The organism is Actimicrobium antarcticum (genome assembly GCF_039536745.1).
GTDB lineage: Bacteria > Pseudomonadota > Gammaproteobacteria > Burkholderiales > Burkholderiaceae_D > Actimicrobium > Actimicrobium antarcticum.
This window is the reverse complement of the sequence record NZ_BAAAZE010000008.1, coordinates 604,041-628,921: the sequence shown is the minus strand read 5'-3', so window position 1 is coordinate 628,921 and position 24,881 is coordinate 604,041. Positions and strand designations below refer to the sequence as shown.

Annotated in this window: 23 protein-coding genes; 7 read left to right on the top strand and 16 right to left on the bottom strand. The window is 59.1% G+C overall.

Translation table 11 applies throughout. From position 1 onward, the window contains the following. Nucleotides 1–189 precede the first annotated feature (189 nt). The 10 genes from ampD to ABD720_RS10760 are packed head-to-tail and all read right to left on the bottom strand — an operon-like array spanning nucleotide 190 to nucleotide 10,859. On the bottom strand, nucleotides 190–816 hold the full coding sequence (gene ampD, locus ABD720_RS10805) for a 1,6-anhydro-N-acetylmuramyl-L-alanine amidase AmpD (RefSeq protein ID WP_344763292.1): 627 nt from the start codon (nucleotides 814–816) through the stop codon (nucleotides 190–192). Continuing rightward, on the bottom strand, nucleotides 803–2,215 hold the full coding sequence (locus ABD720_RS10800) for a sigma-54-dependent transcriptional regulator (RefSeq protein WP_344763291.1): 1,413 nt from the start codon (nucleotides 2,213–2,215) through the stop codon (nucleotides 803–805). Before ABD720_RS10800 ends, ampD begins: the two co-directional genes overlap by 14 nt. A 15-nt stretch (nucleotides 2,216–2,230) precedes the next feature. Then, a complete protein-coding gene (locus tag ABD720_RS10795; RefSeq protein ID WP_344763290.1) occupies nucleotides 2,231–3,964 on the bottom strand; it encodes a two-component system sensor histidine kinase NtrB in 1,734 nt (577 codons plus the stop codon). Continuing rightward, nucleotides 3,964–4,209 (bottom strand): PP0621 family protein, encoded by a 246-nt coding sequence (locus tag ABD720_RS10790; protein ID WP_344763288.1) that lies wholly within the window; start codon nucleotides 4,207–4,209, stop codon nucleotides 3,964–3,966. Before ABD720_RS10790 ends, ABD720_RS10795 begins: the two co-directional genes overlap by 1 nt. Continuing rightward, nucleotides 4,206–5,024 (bottom strand): cytochrome C assembly family protein, encoded by an 819-nt coding sequence (locus tag ABD720_RS10785; protein ID WP_344763287.1) that lies wholly within the window; start codon nucleotides 5,022–5,024, stop codon nucleotides 4,206–4,208. The genes ABD720_RS10790 and ABD720_RS10785 overlap by 4 nt, the downstream gene beginning before the upstream one ends. A 58-nt stretch (nucleotides 5,025–5,082) precedes the next feature. Then, nucleotides 5,083–6,438, bottom strand: coding sequence for a sigma-54-dependent transcriptional regulator (locus ABD720_RS10780; protein ID WP_344763286.1), 1,356 nt, complete (start codon nucleotides 6,436–6,438; stop codon nucleotides 5,083–5,085). 1 nt (nucleotide 6,439) lies between these two features. After that, on the bottom strand, nucleotides 6,440–8,251 hold the full coding sequence (locus ABD720_RS10775) for a sensor histidine kinase (protein ID WP_344763285.1): 1,812 nt from the start codon (nucleotides 8,249–8,251) through the stop codon (nucleotides 6,440–6,442). Further along, nucleotides 8,251–9,048, bottom strand: a complete 798-nt coding sequence (locus ABD720_RS10770; RefSeq protein ID WP_344763284.1) for an ABC transporter ATP-binding protein — start codon at nucleotides 9,046–9,048, stop codon at nucleotides 8,251–8,253. The genes ABD720_RS10775 and ABD720_RS10770 overlap by 1 nt, the downstream gene beginning before the upstream one ends. Nucleotide 9,049: 1 nt before the next feature. Further along, the gene (locus ABD720_RS10765; RefSeq protein ID WP_344763283.1) at nucleotides 9,050–9,871 is read right to left on the bottom strand and encodes an ABC transporter permease; all 822 of its coding nucleotides are present in this window, start codon (nucleotides 9,869–9,871) and stop codon (nucleotides 9,050–9,052) included. Nucleotides 9,872–9,881: 10 nt separating this feature from the next. Next, nucleotides 9,882–10,859, bottom strand: coding sequence for an ABC transporter substrate-binding protein (locus tag ABD720_RS10760; RefSeq protein WP_344763282.1), 978 nt, complete (start codon nucleotides 10,857–10,859; stop codon nucleotides 9,882–9,884). Between the two features lie 286 nt (nucleotides 10,860–11,145). On the opposite strand from ABD720_RS10760, the gene ffh reads away from it, so the two are divergent. Together ffh and ABD720_RS10750 are read left to right on the top strand one after the other, a co-directional pair. Then, complete coding sequence (gene ffh, locus ABD720_RS10755) at nucleotides 11,146–12,519, top strand: signal recognition particle protein (RefSeq protein WP_344763280.1); 1,374 nt, start codon at nucleotides 11,146–11,148, stop codon at nucleotides 12,517–12,519. 296 nt (nucleotides 12,520–12,815) lie between these two features. Then, nucleotides 12,816–13,187 (top strand): SWIB/MDM2 domain-containing protein, encoded by a 372-nt coding sequence (locus tag ABD720_RS10750; protein WP_344763278.1) that lies wholly within the window; start codon nucleotides 12,816–12,818, stop codon nucleotides 13,185–13,187. Between the two features lie 168 nt (nucleotides 13,188–13,355). On the opposite strand, the gene ABD720_RS10745 is transcribed toward ABD720_RS10750, so the two are convergent. Then, nucleotides 13,356–13,982, bottom strand: a complete 627-nt coding sequence (locus ABD720_RS10745; RefSeq protein ID WP_344763277.1) for a lytic transglycosylase domain-containing protein — start codon at nucleotides 13,980–13,982, stop codon at nucleotides 13,356–13,358. 110 nt (nucleotides 13,983–14,092) lie between these two features. Beyond that, nucleotides 14,093–15,826, bottom strand: a complete 1,734-nt coding sequence (locus ABD720_RS10740) for a proline--tRNA ligase (protein WP_344763276.1) — start codon at nucleotides 15,824–15,826, stop codon at nucleotides 14,093–14,095. A gap of 207 nt (nucleotides 15,827–16,033) precedes the next feature. Between ABD720_RS10740 and ABD720_RS10735 the strand changes: the two genes are divergently transcribed. Both ABD720_RS10735 and ABD720_RS10730 read left to right on the top strand, forming a co-directional pair. Continuing rightward, nucleotides 16,034–16,618: an RNA pyrophosphohydrolase gene (locus tag ABD720_RS10735; protein ID WP_344763275.1), complete on the top strand. Its 585-nt coding sequence runs from the start codon at nucleotides 16,034–16,036 to the stop codon at nucleotides 16,616–16,618. A 9-nt stretch (nucleotides 16,619–16,627) separates the two neighbouring features. Next, nucleotides 16,628–17,176 carry a CNP1-like family protein gene (locus ABD720_RS10730; RefSeq protein ID WP_344763274.1) on the top strand — a complete coding sequence of 183 codons (549 nt, stop codon included), beginning with the start codon at nucleotides 16,628–16,630 and terminating at the stop codon, nucleotides 17,174–17,176. A gap of 20 nt (nucleotides 17,177–17,196) precedes the next feature. Here ABD720_RS10730 and proB read toward each other — a convergent pair whose 3' ends face one another. From proB to rplU, 4 genes are all read right to left on the bottom strand, one after another. After that, a complete protein-coding gene (proB, locus tag ABD720_RS10725) occupies nucleotides 17,197–18,333 on the bottom strand; it encodes a glutamate 5-kinase (RefSeq protein WP_344763273.1) in 1,137 nt (378 codons plus the stop codon). A gap of 102 nt (nucleotides 18,334–18,435) precedes the next feature. Further along, a complete protein-coding gene (gene cgtA, locus ABD720_RS10720) occupies nucleotides 18,436–19,542 on the bottom strand; it encodes an Obg family GTPase CgtA (RefSeq protein WP_344763272.1) in 1,107 nt (368 codons plus the stop codon). Nucleotides 19,543–19,650: 108 nt separating this feature from the next. After that, nucleotides 19,651–19,908, bottom strand: coding sequence for a 50S ribosomal protein L27 (gene rpmA, locus ABD720_RS10715; RefSeq protein WP_322126292.1), 258 nt, complete (start codon nucleotides 19,906–19,908; stop codon nucleotides 19,651–19,653). Between the two features lie 48 nt (nucleotides 19,909–19,956). After that, nucleotides 19,957–20,268 (bottom strand): 50S ribosomal protein L21, encoded by a 312-nt coding sequence (gene rplU / locus ABD720_RS10710; protein ID WP_009665832.1) that lies wholly within the window; start codon nucleotides 20,266–20,268, stop codon nucleotides 19,957–19,959. Nucleotides 20,269–20,522: 254 nt separating this feature from the next. On the opposite strand from rplU, the gene ispB reads away from it, so the two are divergent. The 3 genes from ispB to pilB all read left to right on the top strand — a co-directional run bounded on the left by ispB (nucleotide 20,523) and on the right by pilB (nucleotide 24,873). Beyond that, nucleotides 20,523–21,512, top strand: coding sequence for an octaprenyl diphosphate synthase (gene ispB / locus ABD720_RS10705; RefSeq protein ID WP_344763271.1), 990 nt, complete (start codon nucleotides 20,523–20,525; stop codon nucleotides 21,510–21,512). A gap of 158 nt (nucleotides 21,513–21,670) precedes the next feature. After that, entirely contained in the window at nucleotides 21,671–22,969 is a 1,299-nt protein-coding gene (locus ABD720_RS10700) for an HlyC/CorC family transporter (protein ID WP_344763270.1), read from the top strand. A gap of 179 nt (nucleotides 22,970–23,148) precedes the next feature. After that, complete coding sequence (gene pilB, locus ABD720_RS10695) at nucleotides 23,149–24,873, top strand: type IV-A pilus assembly ATPase PilB (protein ID WP_344763269.1); 1,725 nt, start codon at nucleotides 23,149–23,151, stop codon at nucleotides 24,871–24,873. Nucleotides 24,874–24,881 lie beyond the last annotated feature (8 nt).

The following is a 24,881-nucleotide window of genomic DNA, read 5'->3' as shown; positions in this document are numbered from 1 at the left end:
ACATCAACGACGCGATCACGCGGACACGCAAACAGCACCAACGAGAAAACCACGTTTTAAACTACATCTAGTATTCTTTTCGCGGTTTTGACTAATTCTAGTGCGTGCGTACTCATGCCGCAATCCCTAAATTTGAATTCGACGCAGATTTTCCGGTTGCTTTTCCGCTGGGTTATTGACTAATCGTGATCAGTCGAGGACAAACCGGGGCAGCCGATCCGTGCCCGATTGCGGTGCGCAGGCTGGCAAGCCTGATGCCCATTGGGCTCGATAGCGGGCCCAGTCGAAGCAGGGGCCGGGGTCGGTCTTTCTGCCGGGTGCAATGTGTTGATGGCCAGTCACTGCCTGCAGGCAATGAGCCTGTTGCAGCGCGTGGCTAACATCGCACAAGCTCGCATATTGGACATCCGTGAACGGCTCCGTATCGGACCCTTCGAGTTCGATCCCAATCGAAAAATCGTTGCAGCGCTGGCGTGCGCCGAATTGCGACACGCCTGCGTGCCATGCGCGTTGCAGGGTTGACACAAACTGGACTAACTGACCGTCGCGCCGAATCAGAAAATGGCTCGACACCCGCAGCGTCGCCAGTTGCGGGAAATACGGGTCTGCCGAGACGTCGAGCGTATTGGTGAACAGGTCAGCAATGTAGGGACCACCGAATTGCCCCGGTGGCAAACTGATGTTGTGGATGACCAGCAGGTCGATCGCAGTACCACCGGCGCGCTCATCGCAATTTGGCGAGCGCACCTGGAGTGCCGATGGGCACCAGCCCTGCCGATCGATCCGGCATGGCAGCGCCGCCTCACTCTGGCTCATGGATCTCCAGTCGTTGCATCCGGTAGCGCAGCTGGCGAAAACTGATGCCCAGCAGTTCTGCTGCCTGGGTCCGGTTGAAGCGGGTTTTGGCGAGTGCGCGCCGGATGATCTGCCGCTCGACGTCATCGAGGTGGTCCGGCAAGGATGCCGGCAAGGACTCGTCCGCCGCGGGCGTGCTGACGGACTCCGGCGATGGTGCCAGCGCAACCGTCCCGGCCAGCATCACGGTTGGCACCATCGGCGAAAGTCCGCCCCGCATCGCCAGATCCGGCACTTCGATGACGCCATCGCTGGCAAATGCCATGGCGCGCTCCAGAATATTTTCCAGCTCGCGTACGTTGCCCGGAAACGTGTAGCGGCACAGCGCATCGAGTGCGGCCGGCGCCAGCACCGCGCTGTTTCCTGGCGTCGCCAGGCGCGCCAGAATCACGCCGGACAGCAAGCCGATATCGTCCAGCCGCTCGCGCAGCGGCGGCAAGCGCAATTCGATCACATTGAGGCGGTAATACAAATCCTGACGAAACCTGCCCTTGTCGACGCACTCGGCCAGATTCTGGTGGGTGGCACTGATCAGCCGGACATCGACCGGCTCTTCCACCGTCGCGCCGACCTTGCGCACACGTCGCTCCTGTATCGCCCGCAGCAACTTGACCTGCATGGCCAAGGGCAGATCGGCGACTTCGTCGAGCATCAGCGTACCGCCACTGGCCGCCTGGAAAAATCCGTCACGGTCTTCCGCGGCACCGGTAAATGCCCCTTTGCGGTAACCAAAGAATTCTGCCTCCATCAACGCCTCGGGTATCGCACCGCAGTTGACGGCAACGAAGGGCTTGTCGGCGCGGGCGCTCTGGCTATGGATGTCGCGTGCGGCCAGTTCCTTGCCGCTGCCGGACTCACCGGTCACCGCGACGGGCGCCATGCTGCGTGCCAGCCGCGCAATCTGCATGCGCACATCCTGCATGGCCGCCGATGCGCCCACCAGCCGCACTGGCGTTGTCGTAACAGCGCTGTTGCGTGGCAGGACATTGCTCTTGTCGATCCCCAGCGCCGAATGCACAACCTGACGCAACTGCTCCACACGGACCGGCTTGGACAGGTAATCGAAAGCGCCTGCCTTGAGTGCAGTGACTGCATTATCAGCGCTGCCGAACGCCGTGATGACTGCCACCGGAATAGCGCGTACGCCGGCCACGATTTCATGGACCAGTTCGATGCCGAAGCCGTCCGGCAAACGCATGTCGGTCAGCACCAGCGCATACTCGTGCGCCGCCAGCAGCCCGCGCGCCTGCGTCAGGCTATCGGCGCTATCGACATCGAGCCCCATTTTCAGCAGCGTGATTTCCAGCAGCTCGCGCAGGTCGGCTTCATCATCGACGACCAGGATTCGGGGTGAACTCATCAGGACTGACTCCGGCTAAAGAAGTTGTGCAGTGGCGAACACGATCACGAAGCGACCACTCGACTCGGTCACATGGTTCGCGTCGCCCGCCGCGTCGGCATCGATACGGCACTCGTAATCCAGCATGGCCTGGTTGTTCAGACACAGCTCGCGTGCCAGGTACAAGCCCAGCCCGGTGCCCTTGCTGGAGGTCGTGTAAAACGGCTCGAACAAATGTGCGCGCACCGCCGGCGTGATCGGTACGCCATCATCCCGGACATGCAGCTCGATACGGTTTGGTGCCGACGCGATCACCTCGACGCGAATACTGCCGGCGCCACCACTGGCATAGCGCACGGCGTTCGACAGCAGGTTCATGAGCACTTCGCGCAAATGCAGCGGATCGAAGTGCACCCGATGGCTACCTGCGCCCGAGAACTCGATGAGCAGTTCGGACAGTGCATTCATCGTGATGAACTCCGGCAGAATGTCGGCACAAAACAGCTCCAGCTGCAGCGGCTCGCCGAGCGGCTGCGCCTTGCGCGAGAGCTTCAGGATATCTTCGATCATGCGGTTCAGGCGGCCTACATTGTCATCGACGATACGCAGCAAGCGGGTCTGGGTCGGACTCGGGGATTCTTCTTCCAGCAACGACGAGGCATACGCAATCGCCGACAACGGATTGCGTACTTCGTGGGCAATGCTGGCGGTCAGGCGTCCCATCGATGCCAGCTTCAGCTCTTGCGCCCGGTTCTCGATCTCGCTGACATCCTGCAGAAAGATCACGGTGCGATCCTGCTGCAGGCCAGCTGCCTCGACATTGGCAAAACGCAGCTTCAGGTGGGCACCCAGGTCACGCCGGCCACCGCCGGCCGAGGGTGTCTCGTCACCGGGTTTGAGCATGACGTAACCGGCGTCGGCGTCGTCACCGCGCGCTCGTGCGACAGGACGCGCAGCCCATGCCAGGAATGCCTCGGCAATGGGCACCAGCGCCGTAGTCCCGCTCAGGCGATAGCCGGGTCCGTCAGCGCCCAAGGTCAGTCCCAGCATCAGTTCGGCAGCCGGGTTGCCGGTGACGATGGTGGTATCGCTATCGACCACCAGGATGCCGTCGCCCATGTCGGCAATAACCAGCCGATTGATCGCCTCCTGCAGTTGCAGCGCATTGCCGCGCTGCTCGGCCAGCGCTTCCTGCTTGAGTAACTTCGAGGCCAACCGGTTCAACAGCACGACTGCGGCAAAAAATGCCATGCCGTACAGCCCGGCCGCCGAAATCGAGACATCGGCCGCCAGACGCAACGACTGCCAGACACTGTCGAGCAACAGCAACAGCGACACCAGCGAGGTAAAAAACAGCGCCAGTACCAACGGCGCGAGGATGGCGCCGCCGGCCAGCGGGAACAGGAGCAGGATGGCCAGACCGCCACGGGCGCCGCCAGACAAGACGAATAGTGTCGACAGAATCAGCAGATCGACGGCGATCTGCGTCGACAACTGCAACAGGAAGCGCTCGCGCGACATCGCCGTCAACACCAGAAAAGAAAGTGCGGCCAGCAGGTAGACACTGCACAGCTGCAGATAGTGAATCGAGCTCTCCGACCCTGCCGCTTGAATCTGGTTGAGGCTGACATAGATTAGCAGCAGGACCGCCACCACGATGCGCGTGACGTTGAACGCCTGCAGCGTACGCCAGAGCGCGTTGCGCGATTCGGTCTGCGCCAGCATGCCGCCAGACTCGGCTGCGATGCGGTGATTGCGCAAACCAAACATCAGGAAGAAGCGTTCCGGGTGCGATGCTCCTCACTGCAAAAAACCCGACCACCCGGGCCGGGCAATGCCTCCGACACGGGGATATGGATGCCGCATTCTTCGCAGCGCACCATGGTCTCCCCGTCAAGCTCGGCCGGGCGTTCCTGACGCGCACCCCGCGCTTGCGCGTCGACGGCGTTGCGGATTTTTTTGCGCACGACGTAAATCACCAACACCAGTAGCACCAGCCACGGCAGTAATCTCATGCCAGCCCCCGATGCAACACCACTTCCAGCACAAAGCGGCTGCCGACATAAGCCAGCAACAAGGTAACGAATCCGGTCAGCGTAAAGGTCAGCGCAGTCTTGCCGCGCCAGCCGCGCCAGTGACGTCCGGCCAGCAGAACACCGAACAGCAACCACGACAGCAACGTGAAGATGGTCTTGTGATCCCAGGTCAGTGCCTTACCGAACAGCTGCTCGGAAAACACCAGCCCCGAGACCACCGTCAGCGTCAGCAGCGTGAAGCCCAGACCAATCATGCGAAACAGAATTTTTTCCATGGTCAGCAATGCCGGCAAGCGCGCAATGGCGATCGAGAACCAGCCACCCTTGCGTTCATTGATCATGCCGCGCAATGCGTGCAGATGGGATTCCTGCAATGCCATCAGGACCGCGTGGAAGGCAGCAATGGTCAGCGTGCTGTAGGCCAGCATGGCTACCGCGACATGCCACGGAAACAGCACGGTCTTGCCTTCCAGTGTGATCGCACTACCCGGAAAAGCAATCGGCAACAGCACCGCACAGGCCGCCACCGGCAGGACCAGCACACGCAGGCTATCGAGCGCCCGGTTGCGGTTGTCCAGCCAGTAAAATCCGACCGAAATCCAGAGCGCCGCCGACAGCATCACGGCAAAACCGAGCCGCAGCGAATCGGGCGCGACGACGTCGCCCCATAACGCCAGTCCGTGCAATGTCCAGCCAAGCGCGGTACCAATTGAGATCGCCAGATGCTGGCGCGAGGGCAAGAATGCGCAGATGGCGTAGAGCGCGGCTGCGGCAATGAAGAAGGAAGTTTGCATCGGGCGAGTTTACACCAACACGGCCCCGATCAACGCCATCAGTGGGCCTCATTGCGCCTCAGTCAGACGCCCGGCTGACTGCGATCCGGTATTTTTTCAATTTGTCGTAGAGGGTTTTTTTGGGCAAGCCGAGCCGCTCGGCCGCCAGCGCCACGCTGGCGTCACTGGCCTGCATCGCCGCCGTAATCAGGGTGCATTCGTAGACATCGAGCAGCGCCGGCAAATTACTTTCTGGCGCTGCCGCTGTTGCCGCTGCTGCCTCTGCCGGCGCGTCGTCGACAATCCCGAGCACCAGTCGCTCGGCAAAATTACGCAGTTCGCGCACATTGCCGGGCCAGTCGCGCGACTGCCATTGCGCCATCTGAGCGGCCGTCCAGGCGGGTCGCGCGCGCTGGAATCGCACTGCGGCAGACTGGACGAAATGCGCCAGCAGCAGCGCAATATCGTCGCGCCGCTGCGACAACCGGGGCAAGCCGATACTGACCACGCCAAGTCGGTAATACAGGTCTTCTCGAAAACTACCAGCAGCACTCAGCTGCAGCAAATCCACCTTGGTGGCAGCGATCACGCGGCAATCAAACGGCACTGCCTCGTTACCGCCGAGTCGTTCCAGCGTGCGCTCCTGCAGTACCCGCAACAGCTTGACTTGCAGGTTCAGCGGCATGCTTTCGATTTCATCCAGGAACAGCGTGCCGCCGTGCGCGTATTCGAGCTTGCCGATACGCCGTTTGAGCGCGCTGGTAAATGCGCCGGCTTCATGACCGAATATCTCGGATTCGAACACCGATTCCGGCAACGCGCCGCAATTGATCGCGACAAAATGGCCTTTGCGCCCGCTGGCGGCATGCAGGTGGCGTGCGACGACTTCCTTGCCGCTGCCGGTCTGGCCGTTGATCAGCACATCGACCGGCGCTGGTCCGAGCGAGGCGATCAGCGCACGCACCCGCTCGATTGCCGGCGATTGTCCGAGCAAGGGCGGCAAATCAGGATGCTGCGACCATGCCGCCAGCAAGCGCCGGTTGGCCAGAATCAGGCTGCGCTTTTCCTGCGCGCGCCGCACGGTGGCCAGCAGGCGCTCGGCGGCAAACGGCTTTTCAATGAAATCGTAGGCACCGGCGCGCATTGCCTCGACCGCCATCTCGACATCACCATGTCCGGTCACCACCACTACCGGCAAATCCGGGTCAAGCGCCGTCACTTGCGCCAGCAACTGCAAACCGGAGCGACCGGGCAAGCGCACGTCGGTCACCAGTACACCGGGATAGTCGATGTTCAGATAGGCCACTGCCGGTTCGGCGCTGGCGCATGCCTGCACCGTGAAGCCGCCCAGCTCCAGCGTCTGGCCGGTAGCGAGACGCAGCGCGGGTTCGTCCTCAACCAGCACCACCTGAGACACGCGCAGGGATTGGTTCATGTCATCTCTCGTTGGATTCTTTGGCCAGTGGCAAACGCAACTGGAATTCGGCACCGCCATCGGCATGGTTACTGGCCGACAATTGGCCGCGCATCGCCTGCACGATCGACGACGAAATCGCCAGTCCCAGCCCGAGTCCCTTGCCACTCGGCTTGGTCGTGAAAAACGGTTCGAACAATTGCGCCGCCACTTCCCCGGCGATGCCCGGACCCGAATCGCGTATGCGCACCAGTGCCTGGTCACCGTCGCGTTCAAGGCGCAGCCAGATCTGCCGTTGCGGCGTGTCTTCAACGGCATCGAGCGCGTTGCGCAGCAAATTAATCAGCACCTGCTCGGTCCGCACCGCGTCGCCGGTAATCTGCAACGCCGCATCGAGGTCGATCTGCAGGCTCACGCCATGGCGATCGAAGTCAGCCTGCAGCAATAGTGCCGATGCATGGATCGATCGTGTCAGGTCGACCACGGCGACCTTGCCCTGGCTCTTGCGGGCAAAGCCCTTGAGCTGGCCGATGATGATCCCCATGCGCGCGCTGGCATCGCTGATATGCAACAGGTTGGCGCTGGCCTGGTCGGCCTGGCCGCGCGCGAGGTAGGTCACGGCATTCTCGGCGAATGCCCGGATGGCTGCCAGCGGCTGGTTCAGTTCGTGCGTCACGCCCGCTGCCATCTGGCCCAGCATCGCCAGTTTGCCGGCCTGCACCAGCTCGTTCTGCGTCGAGCGCAACAGCTGTTCGGCATGTTCGAGGCGGGCATATTTGTCACCCAGATCCTGGTTCGCCTGTGTCAGCTCGCCGGTACGCAGGGTGATCTGGCGGTCGAGGTCGTCGGCTGCCTGCTGCAGCGCAGTGCGTGCTGCCTGCCGCTCTTCCAGACGACGGCGACGCTGGTGCCGCGCCCAGACCAGCAGCATCCCGCTCAGCAGCACCAGCGCAACCGCGCCGGACCAGAGCAGCGCAATCCGGGCAATCCGGGCCTGCGCCGGGAACAGCAGAATTTGCCAGCCGAGTCGACCGACCGCGCGCGCCACCGGCTGATCGTAGCCCCTGCGCGCTGCCGTCGGCAGACTGGCGATGGGCTCGACAATTTTGCCGACATATTGCAAGGTCGCCGCCATCCTGGCCCGTGTGGCAGAATCGACCGGCGCCAGACTGCGATATTGCCAGGCCGGGCGATTGCCGAGAAACACCACCCCATGTTGATCGACCAGCACGATCGGCTCGTCGCTGGTCGACCAGGTACGCTCGAATTCATTCAGGCTGATCTTGACGGCCAGCACACCCAGCGGTGTGCCGCCCTCCCGCTGCCCCGGCGCAAACACCGGTTGCGCAATGAAGTACCCGGGCTCGGCCGTGGTACTGCCGATGCCATAAAAGCGCCCTGCACTGCCATTGAGCGCATCACGGAAATACGGTCGAAAGCCGAAGTTGCGGCCGATGTAGTTTTGCGGTTCGTCCCAGTTGCTGGCGGCGATGGTCAGGCCCTGCCGGTCCATCAGGTAGATTGCCGCCACGCGGGCTTGTTGCTGGACGGTTTTGAGCGTCCGGTTGACGTTGCCAGCCAGCGCCGGCTGATCGGGTGCGCGTAGCGCCGCTGCCAGATCCGGATGAACCGACAGGGCAAACGGCAGCGTCTCGAATTTTTCCAGCATCGATTGCAGGTCGAGCGCGATGATCTGCAATTGCTGCTCGGCCTGCCGGTCGATATCGCTGCGTGCCTTGCGGGCCGCCAGCGCATAGGTCAGCGCGATCGCCATCACCAGCCCGACGGCAGCCAGCAGCAGGAACAAGCGGCGGCGATCGGACCCGCCCATCATCAGTCGACCGCAGCCATCCTGATTTCATCGTTGTGATGGCGCTGCTGCTCTTCCATCACCAGCTGGCCCAGTTCGCGCTTGAGCGCATTGAATTCGGCCGAGGCCGGATCGCGCAAGCGTGGCAGGTCGATGAGGATATCGCGCTTGACCGTGCCCGGCCGGTACGTCATGACGACGATGCGGTCGGCCAGATAGATCGCCTCTTCGATACTGTGCGTGACGAACAGGATGGTTTTTTTCAGGTCAGCCCAGATACGCAGCAACTCATCCTGCAGATTGCGGCGGGTCAGTGCATCGAGCGCACCGAACGGCTCATCCATCAACATGATCGGCGAATCCAGCGCCAACACTCGGGCAATTGCCACGCGCTGGCGCATGCCACCCGACAGGTCTTTTGGAAAGCGGCTGCGGAAATCCTTCAGGCCCAGCGTCTCCAGCAGGGCCAGCACGCGTGGCGCGATGGCGGCCTTGTCCATGCCCTTGATTTCGAGACCGAAAGCGACGTTCTGCTCGACGGTCATCCACGGGAACAGCGCATATTCCTGGAACACCATGCCGCGATCCGGACCGGGGCCCGTGACGGTCGCGCCGCCGGTGACGATGCTGCCCGAGGTCGGCAGCGCAAAGCCGGCTACGGCATTGAGCAGTGTCGACTTGCCGCAACCGGACGGCCCCAGCAGGCAGACGAACTGGCCGCTCGGAATCTCGATGTCGATGTCTTTCAGGGCGACCACCTCGCGCTCGCCGGTACTGAAGATCTTGTTGACGCCTTTGATGCTGATAGGGGATGCACTCATTTCAATTCTCCAGACCACGATGCCAGCGCAGCAAATGATTGTTCAGGCGCGTCACTGCCAGGTCGATGACCAGGCCCAGCATGCCGATACTGATCATGCCGGCGATAATTTTGTCGGACCAGAAATACTCGCGCGCTTCCAGGATACGGAAGCCAAGGCCGTTATTGACCGCAATCATTTCCGCCACGATCACGACGATGAACGAGGTACCGATACCGATCCGCACACCGGACAGGATGTACGGCACCGCGGCCGGCAACATCACGCGCAGGAATAACGTGCTCTGGCTGGCGCCGAGATTGCGCGCGGCACGCAGATAGATGCTGTCAACGTTGCGCACGCCGGCGATGGTATTGATCAGCACCGGGAAGAATGCGCCGATCGCGATCAGGAACACCGCTGGCGGATTGCCGAGGCCGAACCAGAGGATAGACAACGGGATGTAGGCGATCGGCGGAATCGGCCGCAACACCTGCATCAGCGGATTGAGCCACCGGTAGACCCGGTTGCTCGCACCCATCGACAGGCCCAGCGGCAAGGCCAGACCGGCCCCGACCGCAAACCCCACCACCACGCGGTACATGCTGTTGAAGGTATCGATGATCAACTCACCCGAAAACAGCCACGTCAGCCAGCTACCGGACTCCGGCGTGTAGGCCGTCAGCGGCATCAGGTATTCGAACCACTTGTGCATCACCGCGTACGGCGAAGGCAGCACCAGCGCGTTGACCCAGCCCATCGAGGAAAACGTTTGCCAGATCGCGATGGCCACGACGGGCACGATCAGCCCGGTGCCGGCTTGACGCCATTGGAAATGTGCCATGACGCTGCCCTTACTTGACGTTCAGGGATTTTTTGGCCAGATCGAGCAGGTCGGTCTTGACGAAATCCTTGGCCACCGGCGGCTTGGACATTTTGCCGACGCCGTACTTGAACATGGTGTCGGTGGTGATCTGGATATGCTCGGGCGTGATGTCGAACGAGTACGGCGAATTGCCGATCGCATCATTGAAATCGCTCTTGCTGATCTGGCCCTTGAAGATGGTTTCGGTCACGTATTTTTCGGCCGCACCCTTGGTGTCGATGAAAGTTTTGGTGGCTTGCACGAAGCAGCGCATGAACTTCTCGGCGAGAGGACGTTTCTCGTTGTAAAACTTTTCGGTCATCACCAGCGTGCGGATCGGCTCGCCGATCGGGGTGTCGTACGGCTTCATCACCGACACGCCAAAACCCTTGTTGACGGCCTGCGATGATTGCGGCTCGGTCTGCATGATGGCATCGAGGTTCTTGCCCAGTAGTGCCTGATTCAGGTCGGGATAGGCGAGGTAAATCAGTTGCACATCCTTGCCCGGCGAATCCGATGAGGTCAAACCGTTCTGTCCCAGCTCGGCTGCCAGCAGCACTTCCTGGATGCCGCCACGCGTCACGCCGACTTTCTTGCCCTTCAAATCCTTGACCGACTTGATGCCGGAGTCGGGCCGGGCAATCAGTTGCGCACCACCCTTGGCGAAACCGGCCACGATGTAAATCGGAGTGCCGTTGGCACGCCCCGAGATCGCCGCTTCGGAGGCGGTCGCGCCGACATCGAGTTCACCGGCAATGATCGCCTGCATCACATCGAGACCCTTGGCGAAGGTACGCTCTTCGATCTTGATGCCGCACTGGGGTGCGATTTCCTTGATGTAAGAAACAGCGCCAAAATGCGCCAGCTTGAGGTTGCCGAGACGGACCACTTCCTGTGCCTGGGCGGCGATGGACATACCGGCAAGGGCAACGGCGAGGCAGAGTTGGGGAACGATGTTTTTGGTCATGCTGGTCTCCTGATGGAAAAATATGTTGTTATGTGCCTGAGCTCTTATGCAGGCTTCGTGCCAGCACGGCGCCAACTACCGGGACGACGTCAGGGCGCTGATTCTGTGCCTGCTAGCATACGGGATGCGGGCTTGATTGCGCGAAAATCCGGACACACTGCGGATCCGGCTGCGAAAATCCGCACAAGCTATCGCTGCCGATGGCCACACCGCATCGGGTAAAATGCGACTACTCCACGCGATTGCCGCGCCCTTTCACCACACTCCTTTTTTCGATGGCTCTCCGATGCTAGACAATCTGACCCAACGCCTCGCCAAGGTCGTCAAGACCATGCGTGGCGAAGCCCGCCTGACGGAAACCAATACTGCCGAAATGCTGCGCGAAGTACGCCTGGCGCTACTCGAAGCCGACGTGGCGCTACCGGCCGTGCGCGACTTCATCGCCAAGGTCAAACAAAAAGCCATGGGCGAGGAAGTCCTCGCTGCGTTGTCACCAGGCCAGGCGCTGGTCGGCGTGGTCCAGCGCGAACTGGCAGCGATGATGGGTGGTGACCTCGGTCCGGAAGCCTCGTTGCTGAGTTTTGCAACGCAGCCGCCGGCAGTGATCCTGATGGCCGGTCTGCAAGGTGCCGGCAAGACCACCACAGTCGGCAAGCTGGCCAAATTCCTGAAAGAAAAGCACAAGAAAAAAGTCCTGACCGTGTCGGCAGACGTGTATCGTCCGGCCGCCATCGGGCAGTTGCAGACGGTGACGGCGCAAGTCGGCGCGGATTTTTTCCCGTCATTGCCGACCGACAAGCCGGTCGACATCGCGCTGGCAGCACTGGATTTTGCGAAGCGTCATTATCACGACGTACTGATCATCGACACCGCCGGTCGCCTTGGCATCGATGCCGACATGATGGCCGAGATCGCTGCGCTGCATGCGGCGGTCAAGCCGATCGAAACCCTGTTCGTGGTCGATGCGATGCTGGGGCAGGATGCGATCAATACCGCCAAGGCCTTCAATGACGCGCTGCCGCTGACCGGTATCGTGCTGACCAAGCTCGATGGCGATGCGCGCGGTGGCGCGGCGTTGTCGGTACGCCATATCACCGGCAAGCCGATCAAGTTTGCCGGCGTGGCCGAAAAACTCGATGGTCTGGAAGCCTTTGATCCACAGCGGATGGCCAACCGGATTCTCGGCATGGGCGACATCCTGGCGCTGGTCGAGGAAGCGCAAAAAGGCGTCGACATGGCGGCCGCGCAGGACATGGCACAGAAGATCAAATCAGGTGGTCGCTTCGACCTGAACGACTTCAAGGCCCAGCTCGGGCAAATGAAAAAAATGGGTGGCATGGCCAGCATGATGGACAAGCTGCCAGCGCAATTCCAGCAAGCCGCTACTGGCGCCAACATGGGCAATGCCGACAAGCAGGTGCGGCGCATGGAAGGCATGATCAACTCGATGACCAAACAGGAGCGCGCCAAGCCGGAACTGATCAAGGCCACGCGCAAGCGACGTATTGCTGCCGGCGCCGGTGTCCAGGTGCAGGAAGTCAACCGGATGCTGGCCCAGTTCGATCAGATGCAAACCATGATGAAGAAGCTCAAGGGCGGCGGCATGATGAAGATGATGCGCAGCATGAAGGGCATGATGCCCGGCGGCGGCATGCGCTGACCGGTCGCCCGATACCACGTTGTCAGTACCATCACAAAACACGACGCCGTTCTGCGCTGATCAGCCGGAACGGCGTGATAACTTGTGGTCACCCTGATTTCACGAAATTCAGGGCAATTGCAAGGGCTGACGTTTTCGAAAAGTGGCAAACACCCGCACTTTTCCCGTCGGGAACGGGGCAAAAAATAGCGCTACAAACACTCAAAAAAGGCTTGCATCGCTGGAAAATCCAAACCACTATAAGCGCTGCGTGATACGGCGCGATATCCGAACACTTTTGTGAAGGAGGTTTGAAGATGGCAATAGCAAAAAAACCCGCAGCCGCGAAACCGGCCGCAGTTGTCAAGGCAGCACCAGCAGCAAAGCCGGCGGCAAAAAAAGCCGCCGCGCCAGCAGCAGCAAAACCGGCAGCACCACGCAAGCCCAATGCAGCCTTCATGAAGCCCATGACACCGTCGGCTGTCCTGGCAGCAGTAATCGGCGCCGATCCGTTACCACGGACCGAAGTCACCAAAAAAGTATGGGAATACATCAAGAAGAATTCGCTGCAGGATGATGCCAATCGACGCATGATCAACGGCGATGCCAAACTAGTTGCCGTATTTGGCGGCAAAGCGCAAGTATCGATGTTCGAGATGACCAAGCTGATCTCTGACCATCTGAAATAACAGATAGAGATTGGCTACGCTGAGAACAAAAAACTGATATCGGGTTTTTCTGACAGTAACGCGAGATTGTGGTTGTATCCAGGAACGCCCGCAGATTGCGGGCTTTTTTGTTTTTGTGGCACTTGATGGAGCAATGTCCGAAGCGACGTCCAGCAGTCGCCATCACAGTCAGACCGTACTGAATTCCCAGCGTCGCCACGCAGACAGCACGGCATTGGGATACTCCGGCCGGCCGCGACTGCCGTTGTAGCGGCCCAGCGCCAGATACAGATCACCGCGCTCCATATCGATATACATGCGCAGAATCGCGCAGCCATAGCGCAAATTGGCCTGCATGTTGAACAGCTTGCTGCGATCACTATCGCCTATCACGCGCGACCAGAACGGCATGACCTGCATGTAGCCATGCGCTCCGACTGGTGACACTGCATATTTGCGGAAGGCCGATTCGACCTGGATCAACCCCAGCACGAGTGCCGGGTCGAGCCCCGCACGACGGGCCTCGTACCATGCCGTTTCAAGGAATTCGAGACGAACCTGAACGTCAGGCAGCTTTTTTTTCAGGCGCTCGGACATTTCACCGAGCCAGTACAGGTACTGGATGCGCTCCTGAATGTTGACGAACTTGACTTTGGGTGGACGCGATTCGCTGATGGCACGCGACAAGGCGATGCGCACCGAATCTGCCATCGCCTCCTCTTTCTGGTTGCCCGCCACGGCACTGCCACCGGCTACCAGCAACAGTGCGCACAGGCTGCATCGCAGTGCGATGGCGATCAGTGTCAGTCTGTTCATCACATGTCCGCCGTTTTCAGCATGGTCATACTCCCGTAGTTCGACAGCGAAGACATCCCCACGTCGTTAAGTGGCGCTCGACGACGACGGAGTTCCATGCACACGTCGCATCAGGCCGGCAGTCGTGCCCGGATAAACGCGATGATCCCGGTCAGGTCGACGGCAGTGGCCGCGGTTTCCTGACGGCCCTGATACTCCAGCTTGCCATCTTTCAGACCGCGGTCACCAATGACGATACGGTGCGGCACGCCGATCAGCTCCCAGTCTGCAAACATCGCCCCCGGCCGCTCGCCCCGGTCATCGAGGATCGCATCGACACCGGCCTCCAGCAACCCCGCCAGCAAATTGTCGGCAGCAGTCTTGACCGCCTCGTTGCGGTCATAGCCCATCGGGCACAGGACCACTTCAAACGGCGCAATCGAGACTGGCCAGACGATGCCTTTGGCGTCGAAGTTCTGTTCGATCGCCGCACCCAGGATGCGCGTAACACCAATGCCGTAGCAGCCCATCTGCAGTAACTGCGGTTTGCCATTTTCGTCGAGGAAGGTGGCTTTCATGTCTTCCGAATAACGGGTACCCAACTGGAACACGTGGCCAACCTCGATCCCGCGCTGGATCGCCAGCACGCCCTTGCCATCCGGCGAGGCATCGCCAGCCACCACATTGCGCAAGTCGAACGTCACCGGCTCGGGCAAGTCACGACCCCAATTGGCACCGGTGAAGTGAAAGTCGGCTTCGTTGGCACCGCAAATGAAATCACTCATAGGGGCCACGCTCAGGTCAGCGACTACATGCACGGGCTTGACGGTATTGATCGGTCCCAGATAACCGGGTGGCGTACCGAACCATTCGACGATCTCGGCTTCGGTCGAAAAACGATAATCGGCCAGGCCAGGTACCTTGCCAGCCTTGACTTCATTGAGGTCATGGTCACCGCGCAGCAGCAACAGCCAGACCTGCTTGTCGAGCTTGCCATCAACTTCCTTTTCTACCGTCAGGACGATGGACTTCACGGTCTGGTTCAGTGGCACGGCCAACAAGGCGGCAACGTCTTCACACTTGGCCTTGCCCGGCGTCGCTGTTTTGGTCAGTGCCAGGGTCGGCGCAGCACGCGGCAAGGTGATCGGGGCAGCTTCGGCCGCTTCCATGTTGGCCGCGTAGTCCGAGGTCGGGCAATAGACAATGGCATCTTCGCCGGTATCAGCGATGACATGGAATTCGTGCGAACCCGAACCACCAATGGCGCCATTGTCGGCAGCAACCGGACGGAACTCCAGACCGAAGCGCGTGAAGATGCGGATATAGGCGTCGTACATGATCTGATACGACACCTTCATCGACGCGGCATCGCGGTCGAACGAATAGGCATCCTTCATCGTGAATTCACGGCCGCGCATCAGGCCGAAACGTGGACGGCGCTCATCGCGAAACTTGGTCTGGACATGATAAAAATTGACCGGCAACTGGCGGTACGACTTGATCTCGGTACGGGCGATATCCGTGATCACTTCTTCCGAGGTCGGCTGGATGATGAAGTCACGACCGTGACGGTCTTTCACGCGCATCAGCTCGGCGCCGTACTTCTGCCAGCGGCCAGTTTCTTGCCAGAGTTCGGCGGGCTGCACCACCGGCATCAGCAATTCGACGGCGCCGGCACGATTCATTTCATCGCGCACGATGGCTTCCACCTTGCGAATGACGCGCAGGCCCATTGGCATGTAAGTGTAGATACCGGAACCGAGACGCTTGATCATACCGGCCCGCATCATCAATTGATGACTGACGATTTCGGCGTCGGCGGGTGCTTCTTTGAGAGTGGAAATAAAAAACCGGGAGGCGCGCATGGACGATGAATTCTTTTTAAAAAGAGAGAGTTATAATCAATCCCAATTTTAAAGGATTAGTTGGCTGATGCGCCCACTCTTCGCACATTTGGCAGTATTTGAGTTTGTCGCTTGCCGTAGGAGCATCGCGGCAACGGGTTAGCTTGACCGCATGTGGCATGACTCGGAGTTTGGCGCACCGGACCGCAGAAAGTTTTGAGGTGCACTATGCTGGACCGCGAAGGCTTTCGCCCGAACGTCGGCATCATTCTGCTCAACACCCATAACGAGGTGTGGTGGGGAAAACGGGTCCGCGAGCATTCGTGGCAGTTCCCTCAGGGCGGAATCAAATATGGCGAAACGCCAGAACAAGCGATGTTCCGCGAACTCGAAGAAGAGATCGGGCTTCGTGCCGAGCATGTCAAGATCGTCGGTCGTACTCGCGACTGGCTACGCTATGAAGTTCCCGATCGTTTCATCAAACGCGATATTCGCGGACATTACCGTGGCCAGAAGCAGATCTGGTTTTTGCTGCGGATGGTGGGACGTGACTGCGACGTCAACCTGCGCCTGACCAGCCATCCGGAATTCGACGCCTGGCGCTGGCATGATTACTGGGTGCCGCTTGATGTCGTGATCGAGTTCAAACGTGACGTCTACCAGCGTGCGCTGCAGGAACTGTCGCGCTACCTGACCCGTCCTCTGGTGGACATGCATCAGCGTCCGGCAGTCCGGCATGTGCGACAGGACCAGACCACGCGTCCTGAATCAATCATTGATCCCTTGATCGCGCCCGAACCTAACAGTGAATGACTTTTTATCATGACGATCCCGAGTTTGCGCCGCAGCGCCTGCCTCAGCCTTGCCATCGCGGCCCTGGCCCTGCATGTTCCCGCGCATGCAGAATCACAATTTGACGAAGACTTCGACGATACCAGCAAAGCCTGGCAGGAAATTGCCGTACAACTGCCGAGACTGCCTGCAACGATCGCGTTAATGCCGTTCGACGTGAGCGCGACTGCGACGCAGACTTTCGGGATCGCCAGGGACACGCTGACAGTGGGTGCGGATGGCGTCATCCGGTACGTGATGGTCTCGCGCAGCGCCAGCGGGGCCGAAAATATCAGCTACGAAGGCCTGCGCTGTGCGTCGCTGGAAAAAAAACTGTATGCCTTCGGACACAAGGACGGCAGCTGGTCACGTTCGCGACGCGACCGCTGGGAACCGATCAGCGGCAACGCCGCCAATCGCCCGCATGCGGCATTGGCGGGCGATTATTTTTGTGACGGCAATACCGTAGCCGGCAACGCTGCAAGCATCCTGCGACGACTGGACGCCAGGCAATCGCTGGTCAGGCATCTGGCCCAGTAACTGTCAGAGACACCTGCTGGTCAGAGCAGCACCATGTTATCCCGATGAATCAGCTCGGGCTCTTCCACAAATCCCAGGATGGCGAGGATTTCGCCGGATGGGTGGCGCATGATACGTCGCGCATCCGAGCTGGCGTAGTTGGTGATGCCGCGCGCGACGGCGCGGCCGCCCGAGTCGACACAAGTAATGACGTCGCCACGGCCAAACTTGCCATCGACTGCGGTTACCCCGATGGGCAACAACGACTTGCCTTCTGCCGTGAGTTTTTTTACTGCACCATCGTCCAGAACGACTTTTCCGGCAGTTTGCAAATGGTCTGCCATCCATTGCTTGCGCGCGGTCAACTGGGCCGTTTGTGCCTGCAAGTGGGTACCGATGGCTTCGCCCGCAGCCAATCTGACCAGGACATTTTCTTCTCGACCCGAAGCGATCACCGTATGCGCGCCCGATGCGGCAGCGCGCCTCGCAGCCAGCACCTTGGTCAGCATGCCGCCCCGTCCGATGCTGGAGCCCGCGCCGCCAGCCATGGCTTCCAGCGTGACATCACCGGCAGCGGCATGACTGATAAATCGCGCGCTGGCATCTCTGCGCGGATCGGCGCTGAACAGCCCACGCTGATCGGTCAGAATCACGAGCACATCGCCCTCGATCAGGTTCGCCACCAATGCACCGAGCGTGTCGTTGTCGCCGAACTTGATTTCATCCGTGACGACCGTATCGTTTTCATTGATCACCGGGACCACGCCAAAGCGCAACAAGGTAAACAGTGTCGAGCGGGCATTCAGATAACGCTCACGATCAGCCAGATCGGCGTGCGTCAGCAGTACTTGCGCCGTACCCAGGCCGTGCGCCCGGAAACTGGTTTCATAAACCTGCGCCAGGCCCATCTGTCCGACTGCAGCACACGCCTGCAACTCATGTATGCCGGTCGGTCGCTTGTCGAAACCCAGCCGTTGCATGCCTTCGGCGATCGCGCCCGAACTGACCAGCACCACTTCTTTTCCCAATGCGCGCAATTGCGCAATCTGCGCCGCCCAATTGGCAATGGCGGCATGGTCCAGGCCCTTGCCGTCGTTGGTCACCAGCGATGAACCCACTTTGATGACGAGGCGCCTGGCGTGCTGGACCAGGGAAGGAAAGTTATCTGTTGCAGTCATCGGGCGTCGGCGTGGTCAGGTAGTAGATCTCAGAGGCCGCACGCGGTGCGGCAGGCGTAAAAAAAGCGCGAGAAATTCTCGCGCCGGGCATTGCGTTGCAACTCAATCCATTACCTTGAAACGCGGATCGTCCGCATCGATGGAAACGATGCCACGTGCTTCTTCCGTCATCTGCGTTTCTTCGGCACGGTATTCGAGCGCGCGCTGTTCGGCCAGATAATTGTAGATGGCAATGACCAGTTCCGGGCAACCATCGTGGTTCAAAGCCGAAATCTCGAAGGTCGGACCTTTCCAGCCAAAGCGCTTGATGAAATCCTTGACGCGCTTCTTGCGCTCTTCGTCCGGCACCATGTCGAGCTTGTTGAGCACCAGCCAACGCGGCTTGTCGAACAGCGACTCGTCATACTTCTGGAGTTCCTTGACGATCGCCTTGGCCTCCTTGACGGGATCCACGTTATCGAACGGTGCCAGATCGACAATGTGCAGCAAAACGCGTGTGCGCTGCAAATGACGCAAGAACTGGATACCCAAACCGGCACCCTCCGCAGCACCTTCGATCAGACCCGGAATGTCCGCAATCACGAAACTCTTTTCGTGGCTGACACGCACTACACCGAGGTTCGGGTGCAGGGTGGTGAACGGGTAGTCGGCGATTTTCGGCCGTGCGTTTGACACCGCCGAGATGAACGTGGACTTACCGGCGTTCGGCATGCCGAGCAAACCGACGTCCGCGAGTACTTTCAGCTCCAGTCGCAATTCGCGGCGTTCGCCTTCCTTGCCATCGCCTTTTTGGCGTGGTGCACGATTCGTCGACGTCTTGAAATGGATGTTGCCCCAGCCGCCTTCGCCGCCTTTGGCGAGCATGGCTTGCTGGCCATGTTCGGTCATGTCGGCAATGACTTCGCCATTGACATGATCGATGATCAGGGTCCCTACTGGCATGCGCAGGAAAATATCATCCGCACCCTTGCCGTAGCAATCCGCGCCGCGACCGTTCTCGCCGTTGCGCGCCTTGTGCATTTTGGAAAAACGGTAGTCGACCAATGTATTGATGTTGCGATCCGCAACCGCCCAGATGGTGCCGCCCTTGCCGCCGTCACCGCCGTCCGGACCACCAAATGGCCTGAACTTTTCCCGACAAAAGGAGGCGACGCCGTTGCCGCCGTCACCAGCAATGACTTCGATTTTTGCTTCGTCGATAAACTTCATGATGTCCCGCCATAAACTAAAAAGGCTCTACCGGGGGCAGAGCCTTTTGATTGAAGGCTTGCGCCTTGCTTGATGCAAATCCAGCAATCGCTTTTCAGCGATGGCTATTTATGCAGGTACTACGGTCACGAACTGACGCTGTGTAGCGCCCTTGACGACGAACTGCACCTTGCCTGGGATGAGCGCGAACAGGGTGTGATCCTTGCCCATGCCAACATTTTCACCAGGATGGGTCTTCGTGCCGCGTTGGCGAATGATGATGCCGCCTGCGTTGATAGCCTGGCCGCCGTAGACCTTGACGCCTAAGCGTTTTGATTCCGAGTCACGACCATTGCGCGTAGTGCCGCCGCCTTTTTTGTGTGCCATTTCAAACTCCTTGGGATTCTGGTTATCTGATCAACTGTGCTAATTGGATTAGCCGTTGATCGAGACGATTTGCAACTCGGTATAGTTCTGACGATGGCCTTGGTGCTTCTGGTAATGCTTACGACGGCGCATCTTGAAAATCTTTACCTTGTCGTGTCGACCATGCGACAAAACCGTCACCAGGACCGTAGCACCTTCAACCAAGGGCGCACCAAACTTAATGGTTTCGCCAGAGCCCACTGCGAGCACTTGATCAATGGTGATTTCGGAACCTATGTCTGCCGGTATCTGTTCTACTTTAAATTTTTCGCCAGCGACAACTTTGTATTGCTTGCCACCGGTTTTTATGACCGCGTACATATGAAACCTCATCAATTATTAAGGGACTTTTTCTCGCTAAAACCGCTTTGAATCACGCCAGACTTCACGCACGGATTCGGGAAAACCGCAAATTATACATGGTGTCGACAGCATGGTCAAAAACCTTCCGAAATAAACCAATATGCCTCTCACCTGCACCGATCGATCGTGCAGCATCAGAAACATGGGGCGACTGATCGCCATCGCCCGGCATCGTATAATCAACCCAATTTCAGATACCTAGCAGGCCTACCGTGTTCGCAGCTCAAGCCCCCGCAATCCGACCGCCCGCCACGCAGGCCGTTGCCACCGACATGGACGCCGTCAATCTGGTGATCCGGCAGCAGCTCCACTCCGATGTCGCACTGGTCAACCAGATCGCCGAATACATCATCAGCGCCGGCGGCAAACGCATTCGTCCGGTGCTCGTGCTACTGGTCGCCAATGCGTTCGGTTACCGCGGCACCCACCATCACCATCTCGCGGCCGTGGTCGAGTTCATTCATACCGCGACCCTGCTGCACGACGACGTGGTCGACGAGTCTTCGCTACGGCGGGGGCGCCAGACCGCCAATGCCCTGTTCGGCAATGCGGCTTCCGTACTGGTCGGCGACTTTGTCTATTCGCGTGCTTTTCAGATGATGGTATCGATTGATGACATGCGCGTCATGCGCATCCTGTCCGACGCCACCAATGTGATCGCCGAAGGAGAAGTGCTGCAACTGCTGAACATGCATGATCCGGATGTCACGGAAGCGCGCTACCTCGACGTGATCCGCTCGAAGACCGCAAAATTGTTCGAGGCAGCCGCGCAGCTCGGCGCCCTGGTGGCTGGCGCTACCGAACTGGAAGTCGAGGCCGCCGCCGAATACGGCCGCTCGCTGGGCACCGCATTCCAGCTCATCGATGACGTACTGGATTACTCGGGCAACGCTGGCGAAACAGGCAAGAACGTGGGTGATGATTTACGTGAAGGCAAACCGACGCTGCCACTGATTCACCTGATGCACAACGGCACACCCGAGCAACGGGAACTGGTCAGAACGTGCATCGAGCATGGCGACGAACAGCATTTTGATGTCATTCTTGCCGCAATCAGCAGCTCGGGTGCGCTTGACTACACCCGCCGGGCCGCCGAAAAAGCCGCCTCCCGCGCCAGTCAGGCAATCGCGGGGCTGCCCGATAGTCAGTACAAAAATTCCCTGCTAGACTTGTGTTCATTCGCAGTTGACCGCAATCATTGAGCCAGAAGCGGCCGGCTGCCGGGGCCAGCATGGCTCCGCTGAGCGCGACGTCCGGAGCGCTAAAGCCGATGATTCGACTCCTCTGATACCCGACCAGCCGATCACACCAACCTCCCTGACCTCTTTGTTCATGATGCCAACCTCTTTACGGTGACCCTGTGGATACCGTCCCTTTCTGGGTGCAATTTCTTGCCCTCGCCGTCCTGATTTTTCTTTCAGCTTTTTTTGCCATGACGGAGACCGCGTTGATGTCAGCCAATCGACATCGTCTGCGCCATCTCGCCAAACGCGGCAGCAGCAAAGCGGTCACCACGCTCTGGTTGCTGGACCGTACCGACAAGGTGCTTTCTCTGGTCCTCATTGCCAACACGCTGATCAATGCATTGGCCACGGCACTGGTAACAGCAATGGCCATTTCGGCGTTCGGCAACGAAGAAAGCGTGATTGCCATCACGACTGCCGCCGTCGCATTCCTGCTGATCGTCTGCGCCGAAATTTCGCCCAAGATCATCGGCGCTGCTTTCCCGGAGCGTATTGCGTTACCCGCCAGCGTCATCCTGAAACCCCTGATGTCGATTGGCAAACCGGTGCTGTGGTTCGTGAACCTGTTCGTATCCGCGCTGCTCTGGATGCTGCGGGTGAAACAGGGAGTACGGCGCGACCATCGACTGTCGCCGGAAGAACTGCGTTCGATTGTGCTGGAGGGTGGCAATTTCATCCCGAAAAAACACCAGAGTATTTTGCTGAACCTGTTTGACCTCGAACACATGTCAGTCGAAGACGTCATGACGCCGCGTGCGCAAGTCGAAACATTAAACCTGTCGATGCCAATCGAAGAAATCAAGCGCCAACTGACGACTTGCTATCACAACAAATTGCTCGTTCATGAAGGCGAAATCAATCAGATCCTCGGCATCCTGCATGTACGAAAAGCCATCGGCCTGCTCAATGAAGACGAGGAATTGACCAGCGACCACTTTCGCGCGCTGCTGACACCGCCCTACTTCATTCCCGAAGACACCGATGTCCTGACCCAGTTACAGTATTTCCAGGAAAACCATGAACGTCTGGCGATCATCGTCGACGAATACGGCGAGGTGCAGGGACTCGTTACCCTCGAAGACATCATCGAGGAAATAGTGGGGGAATTCACCACCTCCACACCGGCCGCAGCGCGCGCCGATAATGTGGCGTGGAATGAGCAGGGTGAAAGCCTGATTGAAGGATCGACAACACTGCGCGACATCAACAAACACCTGAACTTGCAGTTCCCGCTCGACGGGCCGAAAACCATCAATGGCCTGTTACTGGAATATTTGCAGGACATCCCCGACGCCAGCGTGTGCATCAAGATCAATGAGTGCGTGATTGAAATCGTCCAGGTCAAAAACCAGTCGATCAAGGTCGTCAAACTGATCAAGCCAAAGTCGGAATTCGCCGCAATCACACGAGATTGACTTCTGTCGTCACCAATACACGGATCATCGGTGGCGTCGGGGCCATTCCCTTTACAATAAGGGTGCTGGTAGGCATCATCGCTTCTACCAAATCATCAAGAATTACATACGTTGGCTCGGCAAACAGACCGTCCGAGCCCAGATGCAGGAACAAGACCCCACTTTGAGTCGATAAAGTTATGGCTGCAGTACTGTCCAATCCGGGTTCGAGCGCGGCAATGCCAGGATTGGCAAGAGCACTGCTGCAAGCGGGCCGCATGACCGCATTGCAAGCGGACGTGATCGGCAAACAGGCTGTCAGCGAAAAAACACCGTTCATCGATGCGCTGCTGGCTTCCGGCATTATCGACGCATGGTCGCTGGCGACATTTTGTTCGGAAACGTTCGGCTATCCGATCCTCGACGTTGCCTCTTTCAACATCGCCTCGCGCCCCGAGGGCGTCATCGATAACAAGTTGATGCAAGGACAACGCGTCATTGCCCTGGCCAAACGCGGCAACAAGATTTCGGTTGCCATTTCCGACCCCACCAACACCACCGCGCTCGATCAGATCAAGTTCCAGACCGAGCTCACGGTGGAACCGGTCATCGTCGAACACACGGTACTGCTCAAACTGATCGAGCTGTACGGCGAGAGCGCCGAACAAAGCCTGAACAAACTTAACGATGACGGCCTCGATCTCGAATTTGCGACCGAGGAGCCAGAGGCACAGAACGCACAGGGTGCCGCCGATATCGACGATGCACCGGTGGTCAAATTTTTGCAGAAGATGCTGATCGACGCGATCAACCTTGGCGCTTCCGACCTGCATTTCGAGCCGTTCGAAAAATTCTACCGAATCCGTTTCCGCGTCGATGGCGTCCTGCGCGAAATCGCACAGCCGCCACTGGCCATCAAGGAAAAGCTGGCATCGCGCATCAAGGTCATTTCCAAGCTGGACATTTCCGAAAAGCGCGTACCGCAAGACGGCCGCATGAAGCTGGTACTGAGCAAGACACGCTCGATCGACTTCCGGGTCAGCACCCTGCCGACGCTGTTTGGCGAAAAAATCGTGATGCGTATCCTCGACGGGTCGCAGGCCCAGATGGGTATCGAGGCACTCGGTTACGACCCGGACCAAAAAGAGACATTGATGAAAGCCATCCAGCGTCCCTATGGCATGGTGCTGGTCACAGGCCCGACGGGTTCGGGCAAAACGGTGTCGTTGTACACCTGCCTGAATATCCTGAATCAACCCGGCATCAATATTGCCACCGCCGAAGATCCGGCCGAAATCAACTTGCCCGGTGTCAACCAGGTCAACATCAACGACCGTGCAGGACTGACTTTTCCGGTCGCGCTAAAAGCCTTCCTGCGGCAAGACCCCGATATCATCATGGTCGGCGAAATTCGCGACCTCGAAACGGCAGACATCGCGATCAAGGCTGCGCAGACCGGCCACATGGTGTTCTCGACGCTGCACACCAATGATGCCCCTTCCACCCTGACGCGCCTGATGAACATGGGCGTAGCCCCCTTCAATATCGCCTCGTCGGTGATCCTGATTACCGCCCAGCGACTTGCGCGCCGGTTGTGCGTGTGCAAACAGCCCACCGATATTCCGGCGCAAACGCTGCTGGAAGCGGGCTTCAAGGAAGCCGACCTGGAAGGAGACTGGAAGCCTTACATGGCCGTCGGCTGCGAACGCTGCAGTGGCAGTGGCTACAAGGGTCGGCTCGGTATTTACCAGATCATGCCGATCACGGAAGCCATCGAAAAAGTGATTCTGACGCACGGTACCGCACTTGAAATCGAAGCCCAGGCGCGGCTGGATGGCGTACGCACGCTGCGCGAATCCGGTCTGGTCAAGGTCAAGCTGGGACTGACCAGTCTCGAGGAAATCCTCGGCTGCACCAATGAATAATCAGGAGT

Bases quoted from the DNA above. Each gene is read 5' to 3' on its own strand.
- ampD (WP_344763292.1), bottom strand. From the start codon at position 816: ATGAGCCAGAGTGAGGCGGCGCTGCCATGCCGGATCGATCGGCAGGGC.
- ABD720_RS10800 (WP_344763291.1), bottom strand. From the start codon at position 2,215: ATGAGTTCACCCCGAATCCTGGTCGTCGATGATGAAGCCGACCTGCGC.
- ABD720_RS10795 (WP_344763290.1), bottom strand. From the start codon at position 3,964: ATGTTTGGTTTGCGCAATCACCGCATCGCAGCCGAGTCTGGCGGCATG.
- ABD720_RS10790 (WP_344763288.1), bottom strand. From the start codon at position 4,209: ATGAGATTACTGCCGTGGCTGGTGCTACTGGTGTTGGTGATTTACGTC.
- ABD720_RS10785 (WP_344763287.1), bottom strand. From the start codon at position 5,024: ATGCAAACTTCCTTCTTCATTGCCGCAGCCGCGCTCTACGCCATCTGC.
- ABD720_RS10780 (WP_344763286.1), bottom strand. From the start codon at position 6,438: ATGAACCAATCCCTGCGCGTGTCTCAGGTGGTGCTGGTTGAGGACGAA.
- ABD720_RS10775 (WP_344763285.1), bottom strand. From the start codon at position 8,251: ATGATGGGCGGGTCCGATCGCCGCCGCTTGTTCCTGCTGCTGGCTGCC.
- ABD720_RS10770 (WP_344763284.1), bottom strand. From the start codon at position 9,048: ATGAGTGCATCCCCTATCAGCATCAAAGGCGTCAACAAGATCTTCAGT.
- ABD720_RS10765 (WP_344763283.1), bottom strand. From the start codon at position 9,871: ATGGCACATTTCCAATGGCGTCAAGCCGGCACCGGGCTGATCGTGCCC.
- ABD720_RS10760 (WP_344763282.1), bottom strand. From the start codon at position 10,859: ATGACCAAAAACATCGTTCCCCAACTCTGCCTCGCCGTTGCCCTTGCC.
- ffh (WP_344763280.1), top strand. From the start codon at position 11,146: ATGCTAGACAATCTGACCCAACGCCTCGCCAAGGTCGTCAAGACCATG.
- ABD720_RS10750 (WP_344763278.1), top strand. From the start codon at position 12,816: ATGGCAATAGCAAAAAAACCCGCAGCCGCGAAACCGGCCGCAGTTGTC.
- ABD720_RS10745 (WP_344763277.1), bottom strand. From the start codon at position 13,982: ATGAACAGACTGACACTGATCGCCATCGCACTGCGATGCAGCCTGTGC.
- ABD720_RS10740 (WP_344763276.1), bottom strand. From the start codon at position 15,826: ATGCGCGCCTCCCGGTTTTTTATTTCCACTCTCAAAGAAGCACCCGCC.
- ABD720_RS10735 (WP_344763275.1), top strand. From the start codon at position 16,034: ATGCTGGACCGCGAAGGCTTTCGCCCGAACGTCGGCATCATTCTGCTC.
- ABD720_RS10730 (WP_344763274.1), top strand. From the start codon at position 16,628: ATGACGATCCCGAGTTTGCGCCGCAGCGCCTGCCTCAGCCTTGCCATC.
- proB (WP_344763273.1), bottom strand. From the start codon at position 18,333: ATGACTGCAACAGATAACTTTCCTTCCCTGGTCCAGCACGCCAGGCGC.
- cgtA (WP_344763272.1), bottom strand. From the start codon at position 19,542: ATGAAGTTTATCGACGAAGCAAAAATCGAAGTCATTGCTGGTGACGGC.
- rpmA (WP_322126292.1), bottom strand. From the start codon at position 19,908: ATGGCACACAAAAAAGGCGGCGGCACTACGCGCAATGGTCGTGACTCG.
- rplU (WP_009665832.1), bottom strand. From the start codon at position 20,268: ATGTACGCGGTCATAAAAACCGGTGGCAAGCAATACAAAGTTGTCGCT.
- pilB (WP_344763269.1), top strand. From the start codon at position 23,149: ATGGCTGCAGTACTGTCCAATCCGGGTTCGAGCGCGGCAATGCCAGGA.